A 19,765-nucleotide genomic window follows, 5' to 3' on the forward strand; every position below is an offset into this window, starting at 1 on the left:
ACATGACATGGTGGACGGGGTATCAACATATCTGGCGTTGATTTTTGGCACGCTGTTGAGTTCTCAAGGAACGGACGCTTCCTTCGTACTCACCCTCTCGGGCTTTCCTCCGGGCGCTTCCCTTCGGTCTTGCGTTTCCGACTCTATCAGACCGTTTTCCGATCCGATTTCCTCGGTGCTTTCCGGCCTTTCGGCCTTCCGGCGATGTTGACTGTATCAGATCCTTTCGGGCCTGACTCCCTGTCAACAGGGTTTGTCTTTGCGGCTGTTGGGCCGTTCCGACGTTCCAAACTTTAGCGGATCCTCTCGGCAGTTCCTAATCGGGCTGCCGGCCTCAAATCGAATTGAATTCGGGCATGCCGAATTCGCCCCGTTGAGGAGGTCGTGCTGATGGTTTGGTGTGCCGCTTCTGCGGCGGAGGTGCTGTCGCAGAACCGTTACGGCCCCGTGGCAACTCGAAGAACCTTACGGATCGGCGAGGGGAGTGTCAAGTCTCCCCCGGGCGACCATCCGGCAAACCAGAGGCGGGCAGGAAGTCCGAGCCGGAGCCGAGCCCCAACTCGGGCCTCAGTCAAGGTCGGTGAGCCGACCGCCGGCGTCCGGCTGGGCGTGCTCCACGCGGCGCAGCAGCCGGGTCAGCACCTCGCCGAGGACACCGCGGTCCTCCGGGGATAGGTCCTGGAGGAGGTCTTCCTCGAAGACCGTGGCAAGGCGCATGGCCTCCAGCCACTTCCCGCGCCCCTCCTCGGTCAGCTCGACGATGACGCGTACGCGGTTGGACTCGTCGCGTTCCCGGGTGACCAGGCCCTCCGCGACCATGCGGTCGATGCGGTGGGTCATGGCGGCCGGGGTGAGGCCGAGGCGCTTGGCGAGGTCGCTCGGGCCCATTCGGTAGGGGGCGCCGGAGAGGACGAGGGCCTTGAGGACCTCCCACTCGGCGTTGCTCATGCCGAGGGTGGCGGTCTGGCGGCCGTAGGCGACGTTCATGCGGCGGTTCAGGCGGCCCAGCGCCGAGACGATCTTCTCGACCTGGGGGTCGAGGTCCTGGAACTCGCGCTGGTAGGCGGCGATCTGCTCTTCGATCGTCGGCTCGCTGACGCGGCGGGTGTCACCCATGGCCGCAGTATGGCACGCGCTCGCTTGGCGTTGAAGTCCTTCGAGATGTACTGTTTAGCTTCTTACTTTAGCTTCGAAGTCTTCACCTCTAACTCCTGAGGCAGACGTAAGACTTCCCTACCAAGGCAGGTGAAAGTGACCAGGGCGATGGGCGCTGAGATGCGCCGGATCCATGTGGGCAACGCACTCAGCGCGTTCGGGCTCGGCTTTACCGTCCCGTATCTGTACGTCTATGTGGCGCAGGTACGGGATCTCGGTGCGATGACGGCGGGTCTCGTGCTCGCCGTCTTCGCCGTGGCCGCGCTCGTGGTGCTGCCGTTCGCCGGGCGGGCCATCGTCCGCCGGGGCCCGCTGCCGGTGCTGCTCACCGCCCTGGTCACCGCCGCCGTCGGCGCGCTGAGCCTCGGGCTCGCGAGCGGTTCGACGACCGTGCTGCTGTCCGCGGCGGCGCTCGGAGCCGGTCAGGCCGTGATGCAGCCGGCGCTCGCGACGATGATCGTGGACTTCTCGTCGGCCGAGACGCGGTCGCGCGCCTTCGCCACCCAGTTCTTCCTGCAGAACCTCGGGCTCGGGGTCGGTGGGCTCATCGGCGGTCATCTCGTCGACGCCTCGCGGGCGAGCTCGTTCACGCTGCTGTTCTCGATCGAGGCGGCGATGTTCCTGCTGCTCGTGGTGGTCATGGTGACGGTACGGATGCCGCGTACGGCCAAGGTCGAGGGTGCTCCCGGAGGGGCCAGGGGCAGCTGGAAGCAGTTGCTCGGCAACCGGGCCATGGTGCAGCTGTGTGTCGTGGGCTTCGTGTTGTTCTTCGCCTGCTACGGGCAGTTCGAGTCGGGGCTGAGTGCGTACGGCGTCGAGGCGGCGGGGATCTCCACGTCCGCGCTCGGGACCGCGCTTGCCGCGAACACGGCGGTGATCGTGGTCGCCCAGTTCGCCGTGCTGCGGTTCGTCGAGCGGCGGAAGCGGTCCCGGGTGATCGGCGCTGTCGGGCTGATCTGGGCCCTCGCCTGGGTCGTCGCCGGGTACGCGGGGCTCGGGCACGCCAGCCAGACCATGGCCACGGCCGCGTTCGTGTCGACGTACGCGCTGTTCGGGCTCGGGGAGGCGATGCTGTCGCCGACCGTGGCGCCGCTCGTCGCGGATCTGGCGCCGAGCGGGATGGCGGGGCAGTACAACTCCGCCTTCGCCCTGGTGAAGCAGCTGGCGCTCGCGGTCGGTCCCGCGGTGGGCGGGCCGATGGGGGCCTCGCTGCATGCTCCGTACGTCGTGACGTTCCTGCTGTTCTCGTTGGGGATCACGTTCCTGGCGGTGCGGCTGGGGAAGCAGCTCACTCCCGTACAGAATCAGCCGTCGTTGGCGAAGAGCCGGGTTGTCGCGCGGGGCGGGGCTTCGGCGGATGCGGTGCAGACCGCCGCCTGACTGGCGTGCAGGGCTTGAGAGATGGCGGACGGCCGTCACCACTGATGTGGTGGCGGCCGTCCTGTGTTTTGTGTGGCGGTGCTCAGTGGATGGCTGTGACCAGGGTGGATGTGAACGGGAGCATTGCCGTGCCGTCGGGGTTCGTGTGGTCGGTGAGGGTCGCGGCGATCACCTCGGCGGCCTGCGTGAGGCGGTCCGGGCCGCCGGCGTCCTCCATGGCCTGGCCCCATGGGACGGCCGACAGGTGGCCGCGGGCGAAGGCGGCGAGCGGGGGCAGGGTGATGCCGAAGGTGATGTCGTGGCTGACCACGTCGTGGAAGCCCGCGTCCGCGAGGGCGGCCGTGAGGCGTTCGGCGGGGCAGGAGAAGGCCATCGCGAAGTGCGCCTCCGCCTCCGGGCCGCCGTACTCGGTGATCGCGCGGTGGTGGGCCAGGAAATAAGGGGAGCGGTCGCGGGCGGCCCAGGCGGTGGCGGCGAACCGGCCGCCGACGCGCAGGACCCTGGACGCCTCGACGAGGGCCGCGCCGAGGTCGGGGAAGAACTGGACGCCCTGCTGACAGAGGACGGCGTCGAACGTGTCGTCCGGGTGGGGGAGGCGGTCGGCGGGGGCCACGGTGAACTCGATGTCCGGGTACATGCGGGGTGCCCTGGCGGCGGCCACCTTGAGCATGGCCTCGCTGAAGTCGGTGGCCGCGACATGGCCCGTGGGGCCGACCCGGGCGGCTGCCGCGCGGGCCGCGAAGCCGGTGCCGGAGGCCACGTCGAGGACCTGGTGGCCGGGACACAGGTCCACGGCGTCCAGCAGCGCCTCGACGAACGGCGCCATGATCGGTGCGCTGTACTCCTCGTAGCGCTCGGGAGCGCTGCCTTTGAGCTGAAAGCCCGTTTCGTCTGCCTGGGGTGAGCTGGTCATGGGTGAGCTACTAGCACCGCGGGGCGGGTCCGACCAGATGCCGCGCGGCCTATGGGTCACGTGATACGCGGCTCGTGGGTCACGTGGTGCGCGGAAGTGCGAACTCGCACCAGACCGCTTTTCCGCCGCCAGGGGTGCGGCGGGAGCCCCAGTTCGAGGCGATGGTGGCGACGATCGCGATGCCGCGGCCGGACTCGTCGGCCGGCTCGGCGCGGCGGCGGCGCGGGAGGTGGTCGTCCCCGTCGGTGACCTCGACGATGAGGCGCCGGTCGGTGCGGCGGAGTCTGAGGCGCATCGGCGGGGTGCCGTGCTGGAGGGAGTTGGCGACGAGCTCGCTCGCGGCCAGTACGCCGAGGTCGTGCAGGTCGGTCGGGAAGCGCCAGCTGGTGAGGACGCCGGAGGCGAAGGCACGCGCGCGTGGGGCCGCCTCGACGCCGCCGAGCAGCTCCAGTGCGGCGTTGCGGAAGAGCTCGCTGTCCGGTCCCGTACGGGCCGGGTGCTGGAGGACCAGGACGGCGACGTCGTCGTCGTGGTCGGCGGTCACGCCCGCCGAACGGACCAGGCGGTCGCAGACCACCTGGGGGGTGCCCGTGGCGCCGGCGAGGGCGCGCTCCAGGGAGGCGATGCCCTCGTCCAGGTCCGCGTCCCGGCGCTCGACCAGGCCGTCGGTGTAGAGCACGGCGGTGGAGCCGGGGCCGAGGGGGATCGAGCCGGAGGCGTGCATCCAGCCGCCCGTGCCTAGCGGTGGGCCGGTGGGTTCGTCGGCGCGCAGGACCGTGCCGCTCTCGTCGCGGACGAGGATCGGGAGGTGGCCGGCGGAGGCGTACACCAGGCGGCCCTCGTTCGGGTCGTGGACCGCGTACGCGCAGGTGGCGATCTGGTTGGCGTCGATCTCCATGGCGAGGCCGTCCAGGAGCTGGAGGACCTCGTGCGGGGGCAGGTCGAGGCGGGCGTACGCCCGGACCGCCGTGCGGAGCTGGCCCATGACGGCCGCCGCGCGGACGCCGCGGCCCATGACGTCGCCGATGACGAGGGCGGTGCGGCCGCCGCCGAGGGTGATCACGTCGTACCAGTCGCCGCCGACCGCGGCCTCCGTGCCGCCGGGGTGGTAGGTGGCGGCAACGCGCAGGTCGTCGGGCTCTTCGAGCTCCTGGGGCAGCAGGGAGCGCTGGAGGGTGACGGCGGTCTCGCGGTGCTGCCGCTCGCTGGCGCGCAGCCGCTCGGCGGCCTCGGCGTGGTCGGTGACGTCGGCGGCGAAGATCAGTACGCCGCCCCCTTCGGGGGTGGCCGAGACCTCGACCGGGGTGCACGTGAATGTGTACGAGCGGCCGCCGGGGGCCTTGCGGGACTTGACCGTACGAGGCTTGGAGCTGCGCAGGACCTGGTCGAGGAGGGGCAGCAGGCCGACCTCGGCCAGCTCGGGCAGCGCGACGCGGGCGGGCTCGCCGGCCTGGCGGACGCCGAAGGCCGCCACATAGGCGTCGTTCACGTATGCGAGGCGGTGGTCCGGGCCCTGGACCAGGGCGACGAGGGCCGGGATGCGGTCGAGGACCTCGCGGACCGGCAGCTCGTCCACGACGGGCAGGAGCGCCGCGTCGGACAGCCGCTCGGCGCGTGCCGCGGGCACGGAGCCCTCCGAAGGGAGCGCCGTCGGCGATTCCTCGGTCCGCGCTGCCGCGCGGCGCTGCGTTCCGGGGAGCCGGGCGCTCCAGCGCGTGAAGTTCACAGTGGGACAGGCCTCGTGGGTTTGAAGGGCGAGCGGTGGGCCCGCCCATGGTGTGGACCAGTGTGTCCGACCGGACCGACATCAGTCAGACGCGGGCGCGGCCGGTGGAGTTCCTTGGTCCGGTCAGGACGACCCCTTCGGGTTCTGAGGAGGCTTTCCACCGGCCGCGAGTTCGAACTCCGCACGGGGATGTTCGAGCGAACCGAGGGAGACGATCTCCCTCTTGAAGAGCCCCGACAGGATCCATTCGGCGAGCACGCGGGCCTTGCGGTTGAAGGTGGGCACCCTGCTCAGGTGGTAGACGCGGTGCATGAACCAGGCAGGGTAGCCCTTCAGCTTGCGCCCGTAGACGAACGCGACGCCCTTGTGCAGCCCCAGGGAGGCGACCGAGCCGACGTACTTGTGCGAGTACGTCTCCAGGGGCCGGCCGCGCAGGGAGCGGGCGATGTTGTCGGCGAGGACCTTGGCCTGGCGGACGGCGTGCTGGGCGTTGGGGGCGGTCTCCGTGCCGGGCTCGGCGGCGGTGACGTCGGGGACGGCGGCGGCGTCTCCCGCGGCCCACGCGTGCGTGGTGCCGTCCACGGTCAGCTGGGCGGTGCACTTCAGGCGGCCGCGTTCGTTCAGCGGGAGGTCGGTGGCCGCGAGGATCGGGTGCGGTTTCACGCCGGCGGTCCACACGACCGTACGGGTCGGGAAGCGCGCCCCGTCGCTGAGGACGGCGACGCGGTCCGCGCAGGAGTCGAGGCGGGTCTCCAGGCGTACGTCGATGTTGCGGCGGCGCAGCTGGGTGACCGTGTACTTGCCCATGTCCTCGCCGACCTCGGGGAGGATGCGGTTCGAGGCTTCGACGAGGATCCACTTCATGTCGTCGGGCGTGACGTTGTGGTAATAGCGCGCGGCGTAGCGGGCCATGTCCTCCAGCTCGCCGAGTGCCTCCACTCCGGCGTAACCGCCGCCTACGAAGACGAAGGTCAGGGCGGCGTCGCGGATCGCGGGGTCGCGGGTGGAGGAGGCGATGTCCATCTGCTCGATGACGTGGTTGCGCAGCCCGATGGCCTCTTCGACGGTCTTGAAGCCGATGGCGTACTCGGCGAGCCCGGGGATTGGGAGGGTCCGGGAGACGGAGCCGGGGGCCAGCACGAGTTCGTCGTACGTGATCTGCTCCGGGCCGGTGCCCTCCTCCTCGGTGGCGAGGGTGGTGAGGGTCGCGGTGCGCTTGGCGTGGTCGATGGACGCGGCCTCGCCGATGACGACCCGGCACTGGTCGAGGACGCGGCGCAGCGGGACGACGACGTGACGCGGTGAGATCGAGCCCGCGGCGGCCTCGGGCAGGAACGGCTGATAGGTCATGTACGGGTCGGGCGTCACCACGACGATTTCCACGTCGCCCCGCCTCAGCTCCGGTTTCAGCTTCCGCTGGAGCCCGAGAGCGGTGTACATCCCGACGTAGCCGCCGCCGACAACGAGAATGCGCGCACGTTCCTTCACTCACCCATGACGCACCGGCTCCGGGAGTTTGTCCACAGGCCCGTCAATTTGTGTGACCGCGTGCCTGAGACGCGCACGGTTGGCCGATTTGCCGGAGTGCGGGGAAGCTTCGCAGGTCAGCGGGTGTGAGCGGGGTGGAAGTAGGGGGCGCAACCGGGACGTATGCGGCCCGTAGTCCGATCGGGGGGCGCTCTGTGCGGAACCTGCCCCTTCTGAATTGACCCCCACTCAACTATGTTCGTGTGTCATCGGGGTGTAGGGGGATGCGCTCGACGGGTCCGTGCGGCGAGACCGCGCGGCGAAGGCTGTTCCGCTCGCTCCGGCTGTCAATGGCGGGGAGAGTCTCCGGGGGGAGACGTCATTACCGGGGGAACACATATGCACATTCAGGATTCTCAATGGTCTTCCGCGTCTGCCATCGGGGCGGGCGGCGCGATCAGTGCGGCGGCATCGAACGGACGCGGCGTGGGGGACCCGTCGCGCACGACGCCACTGCGCGTGGACGCACAGCGCAATCTGGAGCACGTACTTCGCGCGGCCCGTGAGGTCTTCGGCGAGCTGGGGTACGGGGCGCCGATGGAGGACGTGGCGCGGCGTGCCCGCGTCGGTGTCGGCACGGTGTACCGGCGCTTCCCGAGCAAGGACGTCCTGGTCCGGCGGATAGCCGAGGAGGAGACCTCCCGGCTGACCGACCAGGCGCGCACCGCGCTGGGTCAGGAGGACGAGCCGTGGTCGGCGCTCTCGCGCTTCCTGCGGACGTCGGTGGCCTCGGGTGCCGGGCGGCTGCTGCCTCCGCAGATCCTGCGGGTGGGCGTCGGTGACGAGGGAGCCGAGGGCACGGTCCTCGACGAGACGCGGGTGCCGCAGCAGCGGTCCCAGCCGCTCCCGCCCGAGCTGCGGCTCGTGGAGCAGCGGCCTGCGCCCTTGCAGGAGGCTGTGGAGGTCGTGGCGATCGAGGACGACGCCGGTACGGCGCAGCTGCTGGAGGTCGTGGGGCGGCTCGTGGACCGGGCGCGTGCGGCGGGCGAACTGCGTCCGGATGTCACGGTGTCGGACGTGCTGCTGGTGATCGCCACGGCGGCGCCGTCTCTGCCGGACGCGGCTCAGCAGGCTGCGGCTTCGGCTCGGTTGCTGGACATCCTGTTGGAGGGGCTTCGGTCGCGGCCGGTGTAACGCGCGGTGCCTCCGGCGGGGTGCGGGTGTCTTCGGCGGGGCGAGTGCCTCCGGCGGGGCGGGTGATGGGGTCGTTGCCGGGTGCGGGGGCGTGGGGGCTGGTCGCGCGCCCCCGCGTCGGAGCCGCACAACGCACGGCCCCGCGCCCCTCATGGGGCCCGCCTTCGTCAACCTGCTTGGCAGGGAAGGTGGTTGAGTCTTCCCCGTTCGGGTGAACGGTAGTGCTGTGGTTCGGCAAGTCGCCACGGACGAGTGGTTGGTCCGTTCCTCCGGGTAACAGCGGTGGGTCCGTGTGGCACTCTTTCCCGGTGTTCGGGTCCGAGTGTGCAGGCGGGGGCTTTCCGCGATGAGCGTTGAGGGGCGGGACGAGTCACCCGGTGAGGGTGGCGCGGAGGCCGGTGGGCTGCCGTCGCCGCAGGTGCCGAGCCAGGGCGGCCGGGCGAAGGGCACCCCTGCGGGATCCCCGGAGGCCGTTCCGCCGCAGCGGGAGCGGCGCGAGTGGCACGACAGCGGCGTACTGCCGCCCCCGATCGAGTTGCCGCCCGCCGACGCCGCGCTGATCGAGCGGATGCGCTCGGGCGACGACACCGCGTACGAGGAGCTGTTCCGGCGCCACGCGGACGCCGTCCGCCGGTACGCGCGCACCTGCTGCCGGGACGCCCACACCGCGGACGACCTCACCGCCGAGGTCTTCGCCCGCATGCTCCAGGCCGTACGCGGCGGGCGCGGCCCCGAGCACGCCGTACGCGCCTATCTGCTGACGACCGTACGACGCGTCGCGGCGGGCTGGACCAAGTCGGCGAGGCGCGAGCATCTCGTCGACGACTTCGCCGTGTTCGCGGCGCAGGCGGCGCGCGGCTCGGAGGTGTCGGACGACGACACGCTGGACCTGGGCGCGGACGTACGGGCGATGCACGAGGCCGAGCAGACGATGGCCATGCAGGCGTTCCGGTCGCTGCCGGAGCGGTGGCAGGCCGTGCTCTGGCACACCGAGGTCGAGGACGAGTCGCCGAGCGAGGTCGCCACGCTCTTCGGGCTGGACGCCAACGGCACGCGCGTCCTTGCCAGTCGGGCCCGGGAGGGCCTCAAGCAGGCCTATCTCCAGGCGCATGTGAGCGTCACGCTCACCACCGACGAGGAGTGCGCACGCTACGCCGACCGGCTCGGCGCGTACGCGCGCGGCGGGCTGCGCACGCGCGCCGAGCGCGGGCTGCGCAAGCACCTGGAGGAGTGCGCCAAGTGCCGGCTCGCCGCCGGTCAGATCAAGGAAGTCGCCAGCGGGATTCCCGCGGTCGTACCGATCGCCGTCATCGGCTGGTTCGGTGCCGCCGGGTACGCGAAGGCCGCCGCGCTCGTCGCGGGCGGGGCCGGCGTGGGCGCGGCCGGTGCCGCGGGGGCCGCGTCGGCGGCGGGCGGCGGCTCCGGAGGGGCCGGCGCCGGTGGCGGGGCCGCCGCCGAGGGGCTCGGGGCGCCCGTGAAGGCGGGCATCGCGGCCGGTGTCGTGGCGGCCGCCGTCGCCGTGGTGGCGCTCGCGCTGGCCGGTGACGAGGTGAAGCCCAAGGACCCGGTGGCCAGGCCGGAGCCGTCCCCGACCGTCGTCGAACCGCGTGTACCGTCGCCGTCGCCGAAGCCCCCGAAGGCTGAGCCCGCACCGAACCGGCCGGTGCCGGTCGTGGCGCCCTCGCCACGTCCCACGCCGAGCCCCACTCCGAAGCCGACGCCCACCCCCACGCCCACTCCGAAACCGACTCCCCCGCCGAAGCCGACGCCCACACCTCCCCCCGCACCGGCCCCGAAGCCGCCCCCTCCGCCGGCTCCACCGGCGGTCTTCCAGTGGAACCAGCTGGACTACGGCGTCACCGGCGACGGCACCAAGCCCGAGATGCGGCTCGGCGAGAGCAGCTGGGTCTGGCAGCGGTACGGCATGTCGATCGCCGACACGTCGTACGCGAACGGGGTCACCGTCCACGGCGCCTCCTCGGTCACCATCGATCTCAACCGCACGTGTTCCTCGTACGACGCGGTGGTCGGTGTCGACGACATGACGATGGGGCTCGGTCAGGTGCGGTTCTCCGTGTTCGCGGACGAGGCCCGGCTGTGGCATTCGGGGCTGGTTCAGGGCGGTCATGGCGCGGTGCCGGTGCATGTGGATCTGACCGGCAGGAAAACGATCCGCCTGGTCGTCGAGCCGCATTCGCCCTTCGACTCGGTGGCGCTGGCGGACTGGGCGGATTCGCGGTTCCGGTGTCAGTGAGGTCCCGCGGCGGTGCCGGCGCAACTGGGCTGCTGCGCCGGTGACCGCTGCCGATACCGATGACCGGTGACCGGCGCAGGAGCCGGTACCGGTGTCAGCGGCAGCCGCTGTCCGTGGTGGCAGTCGCGGCAGTGGTGGCAGCCGAGGCTGCCGCTGTGGCCGTGACCGACGCCTCGGCCAGTTCCCGTAGGACGTCGTCCGGGGTGAGGGCCGCGCCGGTGCGCCGCTCGGTGTCGTAGGCCCGGCGGCCCAGCTGGGACAGGGCGGCGGCCTCGATACGGTCGGATTCCCGGCTGTAGGGCAACGGGCGGGGGTGGCCCCGGCGCCAGTGGGAGCCCGCGGCGAGGAACCGGACCGCGCGCGCGTGGTCCTCGATGTCGCCGAGGACGCCCGCCGCCCGATCGGCCAGCGTGGCGACGACCACCTCCGAGCACCGCGCCGACACGGCCTCGCACAGGGTGTCGGCCAGCTTGCGCAGCCCGTGACCGGGGCTCTCCTCGACCGCGATGAGCAGGGCGTCGAGGCCGTTCAGCGCGGCGAGGAACTGGGGCGGCGGTGTGCCACGGTCCATCTCCGCGCGGGCCGCCTCGTGCAGTTCACGGGCCCGTACGAAGTCCTGGTCGTCGAAGGCCATCTGTGACCGCATGAGAAGGACGAACGCCCTCGAGTCCGGCACCGCGTACCGATCGGCCGCGGCCGTCGCCTCGTCGAGCGCCGCGAGAGCCGCGGCCCGGTCTCCCACGTAGTAGGCGATCTCACCGAGGCGGGCGATGAGGAACGGCGTCTCCACATACGCCCCCACCTCGACCGCGAGCCGCAGAGCTTCCTCGAACTCACTCCTCGCCTCGTCGAAACGGCTGCGGGCCATGGCCGTCTCGCCGCCCGCGCTGCTCATCTGCGCGAGCATCCAGCGGTCCCCCGCGCGCCGGGCGACCGCCCGCAGCTCCGTGAGGTTCTCCTCGACGCCCTCCATGCCTCCGGGGCTGTCCACTGCCACATGGACGCAGAACAGCAGGGCCGCGCCGATCTCCCAGTCACCGCCGTACTCCCGGCAGTTGGCGAGTGACGTCTCCATGTGGTCGCGGATGCCTTCGGTGTTGCCGAGGACGAACGCCATCAGCGGCCAGATGATGCCGGGGAACCGCGCCGAGTCGGGCCCGCCCCGCGCCATGGCGGCCCGCAGGCCCTCGGTGTACTCCAGCATCCGCTCGTCCTTCAGCGGGACCTGGCCGAGCTCAGCCCTCAGAAAGAGATTCAGCAGGCGCAGCCTCATACGGAGCCGGTGCGAGGGGTGTTCCTTCTCTGCCTCGGGGTCGGCGAGGTAGGCCTCGACGTGGTCGACGGTGTCGAGGTGGGGCATGCGGAAGGGACCGGACGAGCGGGTGCCGGAGGAGTCGAAGGAGTCGGCGGATTCGGCGGATTCGGCGGAGCGCATGTCGAGTGCCGTGCCCAGGCGCAGGACCTGGTCCGTCCAGTTCATGCCCTCCCGGCGGAAGTTGCGCAGCCACCAGAACCAGCCCATGGCGAGCGCGATGGAGCCCATCTCCGGCTCGTCGGCGGCGACGAGGCTGCGATCGAGTGCCGCGCGGATGTTGTCCAGGTCGGACTCAAGGCGGCGGATCCACCGGAGCTGGTCGGCGGACCGCAGGAGCGGGTCGGCCTCCTCGACCAGCGCGCGGACCCACGCGCGGTGCCGGCGCTCGGCCGTGGCGCGCAGCTCGGGGGTCTCGGCGGCGCGCTCCGCGGCGTACTCGTGGATCGTCTCCAGCATGCGGTAGCGCATGCCGCTGGTCCCTCGCCGGCCGGGCGTCGCGACGACCAGGGACTTGTCGACGAGCGCGCCGACGATCTCGGCCACGGGGCCGGTGCACACGGCCTCGGCGGCGTCCAGGTCCCAGCCGCCCGCGAAGACGGAGACCTCGCGCAGGACGGTCCGCTCGGGCTCGTCGAGCAGGTCCCAGGACCAGTCGACGACCGCGCGCAGCGTCTGCTGGCGGGGCAGCGCCGTGCGGCTTCCGGAGGTGAGGAGGCGGAAACGGTCGTCGAGGCGGTCGGCGATCTGGCGCGGGGTGAGCATGCGCAGCCGGGCGGCGGCCAGCTCGATGGCCAGGGGCAGGCCGTCGAGGCGGCGGCAGATCTCGTCGACGGCGGCGGAGTCGTGGCTGACGTCGGTGTCCGGGTGCGCCGCGACCGCCCGCTCGGTGAAGAGGCGGTGCGCCGGGTCGGGGAGCAGGGGCTCGACCGGGCGCACGGACTCGCCGGGCACGCCCAGGGGTTCGCGGCTGGTGGCGAGGATCGTGAGGCCCGGGCAGTGGGTCAGGAGGGTCTCGGCGAGCTCGGCCGCGGCGCCGATCACATGTTCGCAGTTGTCAAGGATCAGGAGCTGGCTGCGCGGGGCGCAGTACTCGATGAGCAGGGCGACCGGGTCGTCCTGCTGCACCGTCATCTCGTGGGTCTTCAGCACGGTCTCGCGCAGACCGAGGGCACTGACGACCGCGCTGTTCACCGCCTCCGGCCGGTCGAGCGGGGCGAGCTCGGCCAGCCATGCCTGCGGATGCCCGGCGGCGGCTTCCTCGGCGAGGCGGGTCTTGCCGGATCCGCCCGGTCCCGTGAGGGTGACGAGACGGACCCTGTGCAATTCGGAACGGATGGCGTCGAGTTCGGGTTCCCGGCCCACGAAGGAATTCAGACGGGGACGGATGTTGCCGCTGCGGTCGGCTCTCGACGGGCTGGTGGCAGTGCTTGACGGGGTGGTGGCAGTGCCTGAGGGAGTGGCGGGGGTGTACGGGTTCGGGGGCGGCGTCGGGTCCGCAGCGGCGGCCGAGGTTGCGGCCGGGGCCGGCGGCCGAGGCGTCAGCAGTTCCCCGTGCAGGGCTCGGAGTTCCGGGCCCGGGTCGGTGCCGAGGCCGTCCGCCAGGGCCCGGCGGGCGCTCTCGTAGGCGGCCAGGGCGTCCGCCGTGCGGCCCGTGTCGCGCAGGGCCCTGATGAGGAGGGCGTGCAGGGGCTCGTCGTAGGGGTGGGTCTCGGTGAGTTCCCTCAACTCCGGTACGGCGTCGTGGGCGTGGCCGTTGCGCAGGTCCGCCTCCACGCGCGCGCGTGTCGCCTCCTGGCGGAGGGATTCCGGGCGGGTCGCGGCCGTCGTACGGTCCGGGAGGTCCGCCAGGGCCGGGCCGCGCCACAGGGCGAGTGCCTCGCGGAGGGTGCGGGCCGCGGTCTCCGGGGCTGCGTCCAGTTGCGCCCTGCCCTCGCGGACCAGGCGCTCGAAGACGAACAGGTCCACGTCCTCGGGGGTGGCGGCGAGGCGGTAGCCGCCCGGCTCCGACGTGATCGCGTCCTTGCCGAGGGCTCGGCGGAGGCGGGCGACGAGGGCCTGGAGTGCGGCGGGGGCGGCGTGTGAGGGGCTGTCCGGCCAGACCTCGTCGATGAGGGTCTCCGAAGACGTGGTTCGGCCTGCTCGCAGGGCCATCGCCGTGAGGAGTGCGCGGAGGCGGGGGCCGCCCAGGGGCACGGCCTTGCCCTGGGCGTCCGTTGCCTGGGTGACGCCCAGGATTCTGTACCGCACGGGGCCATTGTCACCGGTCCGGCCCGGTGGGGCGGACTTTTTTCGCCCCCGCCGCCCCTACCCGTCCCGTCCCTGGGGGCTGCCGCCCCCAGACCCGCGCATCGCGCTGACGCGCTCGTCCTCAAACGCCGGACAGGCTGCTACCAGCGGGGGCGAGGAAACTCCCCCGCTACCCCCTCCCCGCCCCCGCCCCCAACGCCCCCCGCTGCGGTCGAATCCCCGCGGGGACGGCCCGCTGCCGCGCGGGCGTCCCCGTCCAGCACGTCCCCCGGCGCTCCATCAGGCGGCGGAGCCACAGTTCCAGGGACACCAGGTCCGCGAGGCCCTCCAGGGGCAGGGTCTCGCCGTCGGCCGCCGCCCGGAGGGCCTTGCGGACGACTCGGGCCTCGACGAGGCCCGCCTGGGCGAGGAGGGGCGTGTCGAAGAGGGCGACGAGGTCGTCCACGGCGACCCGGAGCCCCGTACGGGCGGCGGCCGTGGAGGACGCGTGGGACGGGGCACCCCAGCCGGGCGGGAGATCGGCCACGCCGGCACTCTCAAGGACCGTACGGAGGATCGCGGCCCGTGCCCCGGGCTGCACCCGCAGCGCCTCTGGAAGGGCACGACAGGCGCGTACGACCTGGTTGTCGAGGAACGGCGCGTGCAGGCGCTGGAAGCGGACCTCGGCGGCCTGTTCCAGGATCCGGAGGTCCGAGGCGTGGCGCGCGAGGGCGGAGCGCGCGCGGAAGTCGCCCGGGCGCTGGCCCGGACCGACGCCGCCCCGGGTCGTCGCACCCGCCAGGCGAACCGATACTTCAGCGAGGGCCTCGCCGGTGAGCCAGCGCGCGGCGGGCCCGGGTCTGGCCCACGTGAGCGCGGCGAGCGACGCCCCCACGGCACCTCCCGGCTCCTCGAACCGCTTGTGCAGCAGCCGGTCGGCGAGTCCCTCTATGCCGACGAGATACGGCGTACGGGACAACTTGCGCGCCGCGCCGTACACGCGCGCGGGGACCATGACGGAACCGTCGGCCTTCGCCAACGCCGCGACCGGGCGCACCAGATGACGTCGTTTGCGGTCCATCAGCAGGTCGGCGAGGCGGGCCGGGTGCGCGTCCAGGACCTGACGCGCGCCGTACCCGGTGAAGTGGTCCGCGCTGCCCGAGGCCAGTCGCGCGCGGTGCCGGGCGGCCGTCACCAGGGAAGGCCCCGGCTCGTCCGTCAGCGGGCCGTCCAACTCGGCGTAGGGGAGGACCTCTTCACCGCCCGCGACGACCACGTGGTGCAGCCTCGGGTTCGCCGCCAGCGTGCCCGCCCGCTCCAGTTCGGCCTCGCGGCCCTTCACCGCCAGGTCGTTGAACGTGACCGCGAGGAGGCGTTCGCCGGCCCCCGTGCCATGGCCCAGGACCGTGCCGGGCGCACCGGGCAGGCCGGCGGCGAGGAGGGCGAGGGTGCCCGAGGCGGGTCCTCCGGAAAGGTCGGCTCCGATGCCGGGCACGGGCATGCCGCGCGCCGCGCGCCGCTCGGCGGGGCCCATGCCGGGGACGGGACCGGGGTCTATGTCCGCCCCGGGTACGTGCCTCGGAGCCGCGAGTCGTGCGCGCACGGCCTCGACCAGGGCGTCGCGTACGGCGCTCACCGCGCTGTCGGGGTCGGTGGTCGCGGCCGCGACGGCGAGGGAGGCCACCTGCTCGTACCCGGCGATCTCCCGCGCACCCGCGCGCAGGATCAGCGCGTGCCCCGGCGGAATGCGCCGTACCCCCTCGTACGGCGTCGAGTCCTGGAGCGCGGCCGGTACGTCGGGAGCCGCGAGCAGGGCCGCCAGGTGCCCGAAGTCGAGGTTGGCCTCGATGAGGTCGGCGAGGGGGAGGGCCGCGGTCGAGTACGCCGTGCCGGCCGCCCAAGGGGTGTAGAACACCGGCCGTACGCCCGCGAGATCACCGCAGACCATGACCCGGCGGCCCACCTGGACGACGGCCGTGTAACTGCCGGACCAGGCCGTCAGATGCCGAAGTGCCCCTCCGCGCGCGGCGAACAGGCCCACGCGCAGCTCCTCGTCGGAGGCTCCGCAGGTGCCGAGCACCGCCATGCGGTTCTGCTCGTCGGCCTTGACGACACGCACCTCGTCGGGGCGCCAGTCACCGACCGCCCAGAGCGGATCGGGGTCGCCCCACAGGAGTTGGGACCCCACCGGGTGCACCGTCTCGCCGTCGCCGCCCGTCGCTCCCGCCGAACCGATCCCGGGCGCACGAGCGGCGGTACTGCTCCATCCCACCAACCACCGCATCGCCGCCTCCACAGGCTGTGGACAACCAGTGCACCGTACGAACCGGTCACCATGCTGCCACGAAGAATGCGCCCGGGAGGGCCGGTGCGGCCTCTTGTGCTCCCCGGAGTGCGCCCCTTGGAGATGCCCGCGAAAAAGCGAACGCACGCGCGACGAGCGGCGATCGCGCAGAATTTACCCAAGGGCGACGACGTGAATGCGCCCCCGGTACGCTCCCCAAAAACACCTAACGCGCCCTCAAGTGCCATGGTAGGAGGGGTATTTGCCCTCAGAAGGCATGGGCGATATTCGGCCAAATCGGTGATGGGCGAACACGCGTGCACACGCTCCGTACATGCTGTGCGCAACGCACAGTCCGGGAGGCGGAGTCCGCCTCCCGGACCGGTCCGCCGCCCGCGGGGATGGAGGCGGCGGTGTCCCCCAGCCCACTGGATCCAGTACAGCGGGCCGACCCACGCATCCCATGGAAGCGCTCCCCAGATGGCCGGAGAAGAGCGCACGGACGGGCGCACGGCCACACAGCGGGAGCACGACACGACGCTCTGTGCTTGCCCACGGGCCACAATCCCGCCATCCGGAACAATGCCCCTTAACGCTTGGGATGCGGCGAACTACCCTGTGTTTGCCTGTGTTTTCGCGGGAGGCATATTCCTGAGGGCTCGGCCACGTGCTTTTGCGGGTGGGGTTCCAGGGGTTGGCGCCCGGGAAGACGCAGCACGAATGCCGCTGGGCCACCACCCGCGCGGCAGCCGTCTGTGTCGAGGGGTGGCGCAATGTCCAGGGAGCAACGCGGGCCGAACGAAAAACTCGGCGCCGTTCTCGCCCTCGCGGGAATCAGCAACGCAGGACTCGCCCGACGCGTCAACGATCTTGGCGCTCAACGCGGGTTGACTCTTCGCTACGACAAGACGTCGGTGGCGCGCTGGGTGTCGAAAGGCATGGTGCCGCAGGGTGCCGCGCCGCATCTCATCGCCGCCGCCATCGGCCAGAAGCTCGGCCGCCCGGTGCCGCTCCACGAGATCGGCCTGGCGGACGCGGATCCCGCACCGGAGGTGGGCCTCGCCTTCCCCCGTGACGTGGGACAGGCCGTGCGGTCGGCCACGGACCTCTACCGTCTCGATCTCGCCGGACGCCGGGCCGGCTCCGGCGGCATCTGGCAGTCGCTCGCCGGATCATTCGCAGTGAGCGCATACGCAACTCCCGCGTCCCGGTGGCTGATAACCCCGGCCGACAGCTCGGTGGCACGGGACGCCGGCCCGCTGGAAGGCTCCGGAGCACCGCTGAAAGTCGGCCACAGCGACGTACTGAAGCTGCGGGAGGCCGCCGAGGACGCCAGGCGCTGGGACTCCAAGTACGGAGGCGGCGACTGGCGTTCGTCCATGGTGCCGGAGTGCTTACGAGTCGAGGCGGCCCCGCTGCTGCTGGGCTCGTACTCGGACGAGGTCGGCCGGGCCCTCTTCGGGGCCAGCGCCGAACTCACCCGCCTGGCCGGCTGGATGGCGTTCGACACGGGCCAGCAGGAGGCCGCCCAGCGCTACTACATCCAGGCCCTGCGCCTGGCCCGCGCCGCGGCCGACGTGCCCCTCGGAGGCTACGTACTGGCCTCCATGTCCCTCCAGGCGACCTACCGGGGCTTCGGCGACGAGGGCGTCGACCTCGCCCAGGCCGCCCTGGAGCGCAACCGGGGCCTGGCCACCGCCCGCACGATGAGCTTCTTCCGCCTGGTCGAGGCACGGGCCCACGCGCGCGCGGGTGACGCCCAGGCGGCAGGCGGCGCCCTGAAGGCCGCCGAGGGCTGGCTGGAGCGGGCCCGCGACGGCGACCACGACCCGTCCTGGCTCGGCTTCTACGGCTACGACCGCTTCGCCGCCGACGCGGCCGAGTGCTACCGCGACCTGAAGGCCCCGCGCCAGGTCCGCCGTTTCACGGAGCAGGCCCTGTCGAAGCCGACGGAGGAGTTCGTACGCTCGCACGGGCTGCGCCTGGTGGTGTCGGCGGTCGCCGAACTCGAGTCGGGCAACCTCGACGCGGCGTGCGAGCAGGGGGTGCGGGCGGTGGAGGTCGCCGGGCGCATCTCGTCGGCCCGCACGACCGAGTACGTGAAGGACCTCCTGCACCGCCTGGAGCCGTACGGGGACGAGCCGCGGGTGGTGGAGCTGCGCGAGCGGGCCAGGCCGTTGCTCATGGCACCGGCCTAGTGGGAAGACGCCCCGAGCGTCCGCGTGGCCGGGGTGATCTTGGGGCTGCCGGCCCGTGCGTGGCCGGTCGCGCAGTTCCCCGCGCCCCTATCGGGGCCCGGCCAGCGTGACCGGCACCACGAACGTGACGGGGATCATGCTCGTGAGCGACACCATGGAGGTGACCGGGCCCGTCCGCCGGTGATCGGGACCACGCACGTCCGATGACGACGTGGCCGGGGCCACCTGCCTCCGGTGCTGGGCGGAGCCGGCCCCTGCCATCCTGTGGGTTTGAGCGGGTTGTCAGTGGCGCAGTGCACTATCGGGGGTGGGAGTCGGAGGCTGGAGGTGGAGCGGAGAGATGGGGCGGAAGGTCGCTTACGACTGTGACGTGCTGGTGATCGGCGGCGGGATCGTCGGTCTGTCGACGGCGTATGCGATCACGCGTGCCGCGCCGGGCACGCGCGTAACGGTGCTGGAGAAGGAACCGGGCCCGGCCCGCCACCAGACGGGACGCAACAGCGGTGTGATCCACAGCGGGATCTACTACCGCCCGGGCTCCCTCAAGGCCCGTTTCGCCGTGCGGGGCGCCGCCGAGATGGTCAAGTTCTGCGCGGAGTACGGCATCGCCCACGCCGTCACCGGCAAGCTGATCGTCGCCACGGAGCGCGAAGAGCTGCCCCGCCTGCACGCACTGGTCCAGCGAGGCCGGGAGAACGGCATTCCGGTCCGCGAGCTGGGCGCCTCCCAGATCGCGGAGTACGAACCCCGGGTGCGGGGCCTCGCCGCGATCCACGTATCCACGACAGGCGTGTGCGACTTCGTGGGCGTGGCCCGCCAGCTCGCCGACGCGTCCGGCGCCCACATCGAGTACAACGCCGAGGTCACCCACATCGACCGCCGCCCGGACCTAGGAGTGGCGGTCCGCACCACCGACGGCACCATCACCCGCGCCCGGGTCCTGGTCAACTGTGCCGGCCTCCACTGCGACAAGATCGCCCGCCTGACCGGCGACGACCCCAAGATGCGAATCGTCCCCTTCCGAGGCGAGTACTACACGCTTGCCCGTCCCTCCCTGGTCAACGGACTGGTCTATCCCGTCCCGGACCCGGCCTTCCCCTTCCTCGGCGTCCACCTCACCCGGGGCATCGACGGAAGCGTCCACATCGGCCCCAACGCGGTCCCGGCCCTGGCCCGCGAGGGCTACGACTGGCGGACCGTACGCCCCCGCGAACTGGCGGAGACCCTCACCTGGCCAGGTTCCTGGCGCATAGCGAGACGCCACTGGCGCTACGGAGCCGGCGAAGTACACCGCTCAGCGTCGAAGCACGCCTTCACCCAAGCGGTCCGCCGCCTCCTCCCCGCCGCCACCCCCGACGACCTGATCCCCTCCACCGCAGGCGTCCGAGCCCAGGCGGTCCTACGGGACGGCACCCTCCTGGACGACTTCCTGATCAAGGAATCCCCCCGCACGGTCCACGTACTGAACGCCCCCTCCCCCGCGGCCACGGCCTCCCTCCCCATCGGCCGAGAGGTAGCGACCCGAGCCCTCAGATCCCTGACGACCACCTGAGAACGACCGTCGAATCCGAACCCACGCCGGCGGGCGGCAAAGCACGCACCCAAGGCGGCGGGTGAGGCACCCACGAACAGAAGGGGCCGTGCCGGTACGTC

12 protein-coding genes are annotated in these 19,765 nt (G+C 72.0%); 6 read left to right on the top strand and 6 right to left on the bottom strand.

The genetic code is table 11. The features are described from left to right. On the top strand, window positions 1-211 hold a 211-nt coding region (locus ACH4YP_RS09080; RefSeq protein WP_398490057.1), incomplete at its 5' end, for a hypothetical protein. Between the two features lie 356 nt (window positions 212-567). Here the strand turns inward: ACH4YP_RS09080 and ACH4YP_RS09085 are convergent. Continuing rightward, a complete protein-coding gene (locus ACH4YP_RS09085; RefSeq protein WP_143643678.1) occupies window positions 568-1,116 on the bottom strand; it encodes a MarR family winged helix-turn-helix transcriptional regulator in 549 nt (182 codons plus the stop codon). Between the two features lie 147 nt (window positions 1,117-1,263). On the opposite strand from ACH4YP_RS09085, the gene ACH4YP_RS09090 reads away from it, so the two are divergent. Further along, window positions 1,264-2,535, top strand: a complete 1,272-nt coding sequence (locus ACH4YP_RS09090; RefSeq protein ID WP_361053300.1) for an MFS transporter — start codon at window positions 1,264-1,266, stop codon at window positions 2,533-2,535. A gap of 82 nt (window positions 2,536-2,617) precedes the next feature. On the opposite strand, the gene ACH4YP_RS09095 is transcribed toward ACH4YP_RS09090, so the two are convergent. The 3 genes from ACH4YP_RS09095 to ACH4YP_RS09105 form a co-directional block, all read right to left on the bottom strand. Then, complete coding sequence (locus ACH4YP_RS09095) at window positions 2,618-3,448, bottom strand: class I SAM-dependent methyltransferase (protein ID WP_398490060.1); 831 nt, start codon at window positions 3,446-3,448, stop codon at window positions 2,618-2,620. A 79-nt stretch (window positions 3,449-3,527) separates the two neighbouring features. Next, on the bottom strand, window positions 3,528-5,174 hold the full coding sequence (locus ACH4YP_RS09100; RefSeq protein WP_398490061.1) for a SpoIIE family protein phosphatase: 1,647 nt from the start codon (window positions 5,172-5,174) through the stop codon (window positions 3,528-3,530). Between the two features lie 123 nt (window positions 5,175-5,297). Next, window positions 5,298-6,662 carry an NAD(P)/FAD-dependent oxidoreductase gene (locus ACH4YP_RS09105; RefSeq protein ID WP_398490062.1) on the bottom strand — a complete coding sequence of 455 codons (1,365 nt, stop codon included), beginning with the start codon at window positions 6,660-6,662 and terminating at the stop codon, window positions 5,298-5,300. Window positions 6,663-7,040: 378 nt separating this feature from the next. Here ACH4YP_RS09105 and ACH4YP_RS09110 point away from each other — a divergent pair, with 378 nt between their 5' ends. Next, entirely contained in the window at window positions 7,041-7,835 is a 795-nt protein-coding gene (locus tag ACH4YP_RS09110) for a helix-turn-helix domain-containing protein (protein ID WP_361053292.1), read from the top strand. Between the two features lie 346 nt (window positions 7,836-8,181). After that, window positions 8,182-10,089 (top strand): sigma-70 family RNA polymerase sigma factor, encoded by a 1,908-nt coding sequence (locus tag ACH4YP_RS09115; protein WP_398490064.1) that lies wholly within the window; start codon window positions 8,182-8,184, stop codon window positions 10,087-10,089. Between the two features lie 94 nt (window positions 10,090-10,183). Here the strand turns inward: ACH4YP_RS09115 and ACH4YP_RS09120 are convergent, their stop codons facing one another. Further along, entirely contained in the window at window positions 10,184-13,651 is a 3,468-nt protein-coding gene (locus ACH4YP_RS09120; RefSeq protein ID WP_398490066.1) for an AfsR/SARP family transcriptional regulator, read from the bottom strand. Between the two features lie 169 nt (window positions 13,652-13,820). Further along, window positions 13,821-15,914: an asparagine synthase-related protein gene (locus tag ACH4YP_RS09125; protein ID WP_398490067.1), complete on the bottom strand. Its 2,094-nt coding sequence runs from the start codon at window positions 15,912-15,914 to the stop codon at window positions 13,821-13,823. Window positions 15,915-16,687: 773 nt separating this feature from the next. Here ACH4YP_RS09125 and ACH4YP_RS09130 point away from each other — a divergent pair. Further along, the gene (locus tag ACH4YP_RS09130; RefSeq protein ID WP_361053280.1) at window positions 16,688-18,112 is read left to right on the top strand and encodes an MFS transporter; all 1,425 of its coding nucleotides are present in this window, start codon (window positions 16,688-16,690) and stop codon (window positions 18,110-18,112) included. A gap of 340 nt (window positions 18,113-18,452) precedes the next feature. Beyond that, window positions 18,453-19,664: an L-2-hydroxyglutarate oxidase gene (gene lhgO, locus ACH4YP_RS09135; protein ID WP_398490069.1), complete on the top strand. Its 1,212-nt coding sequence runs from the start codon at window positions 18,453-18,455 to the stop codon at window positions 19,662-19,664. Window positions 19,665-19,765 lie beyond the last annotated feature (101 nt).

Origin of the sequence: Streptomyces sp. NPDC020747, from assembly GCF_044334695.1 — a bacterium.
GTDB lineage: Bacteria > Actinomycetota > Actinomycetes > Streptomycetales > Streptomycetaceae > Streptomyces.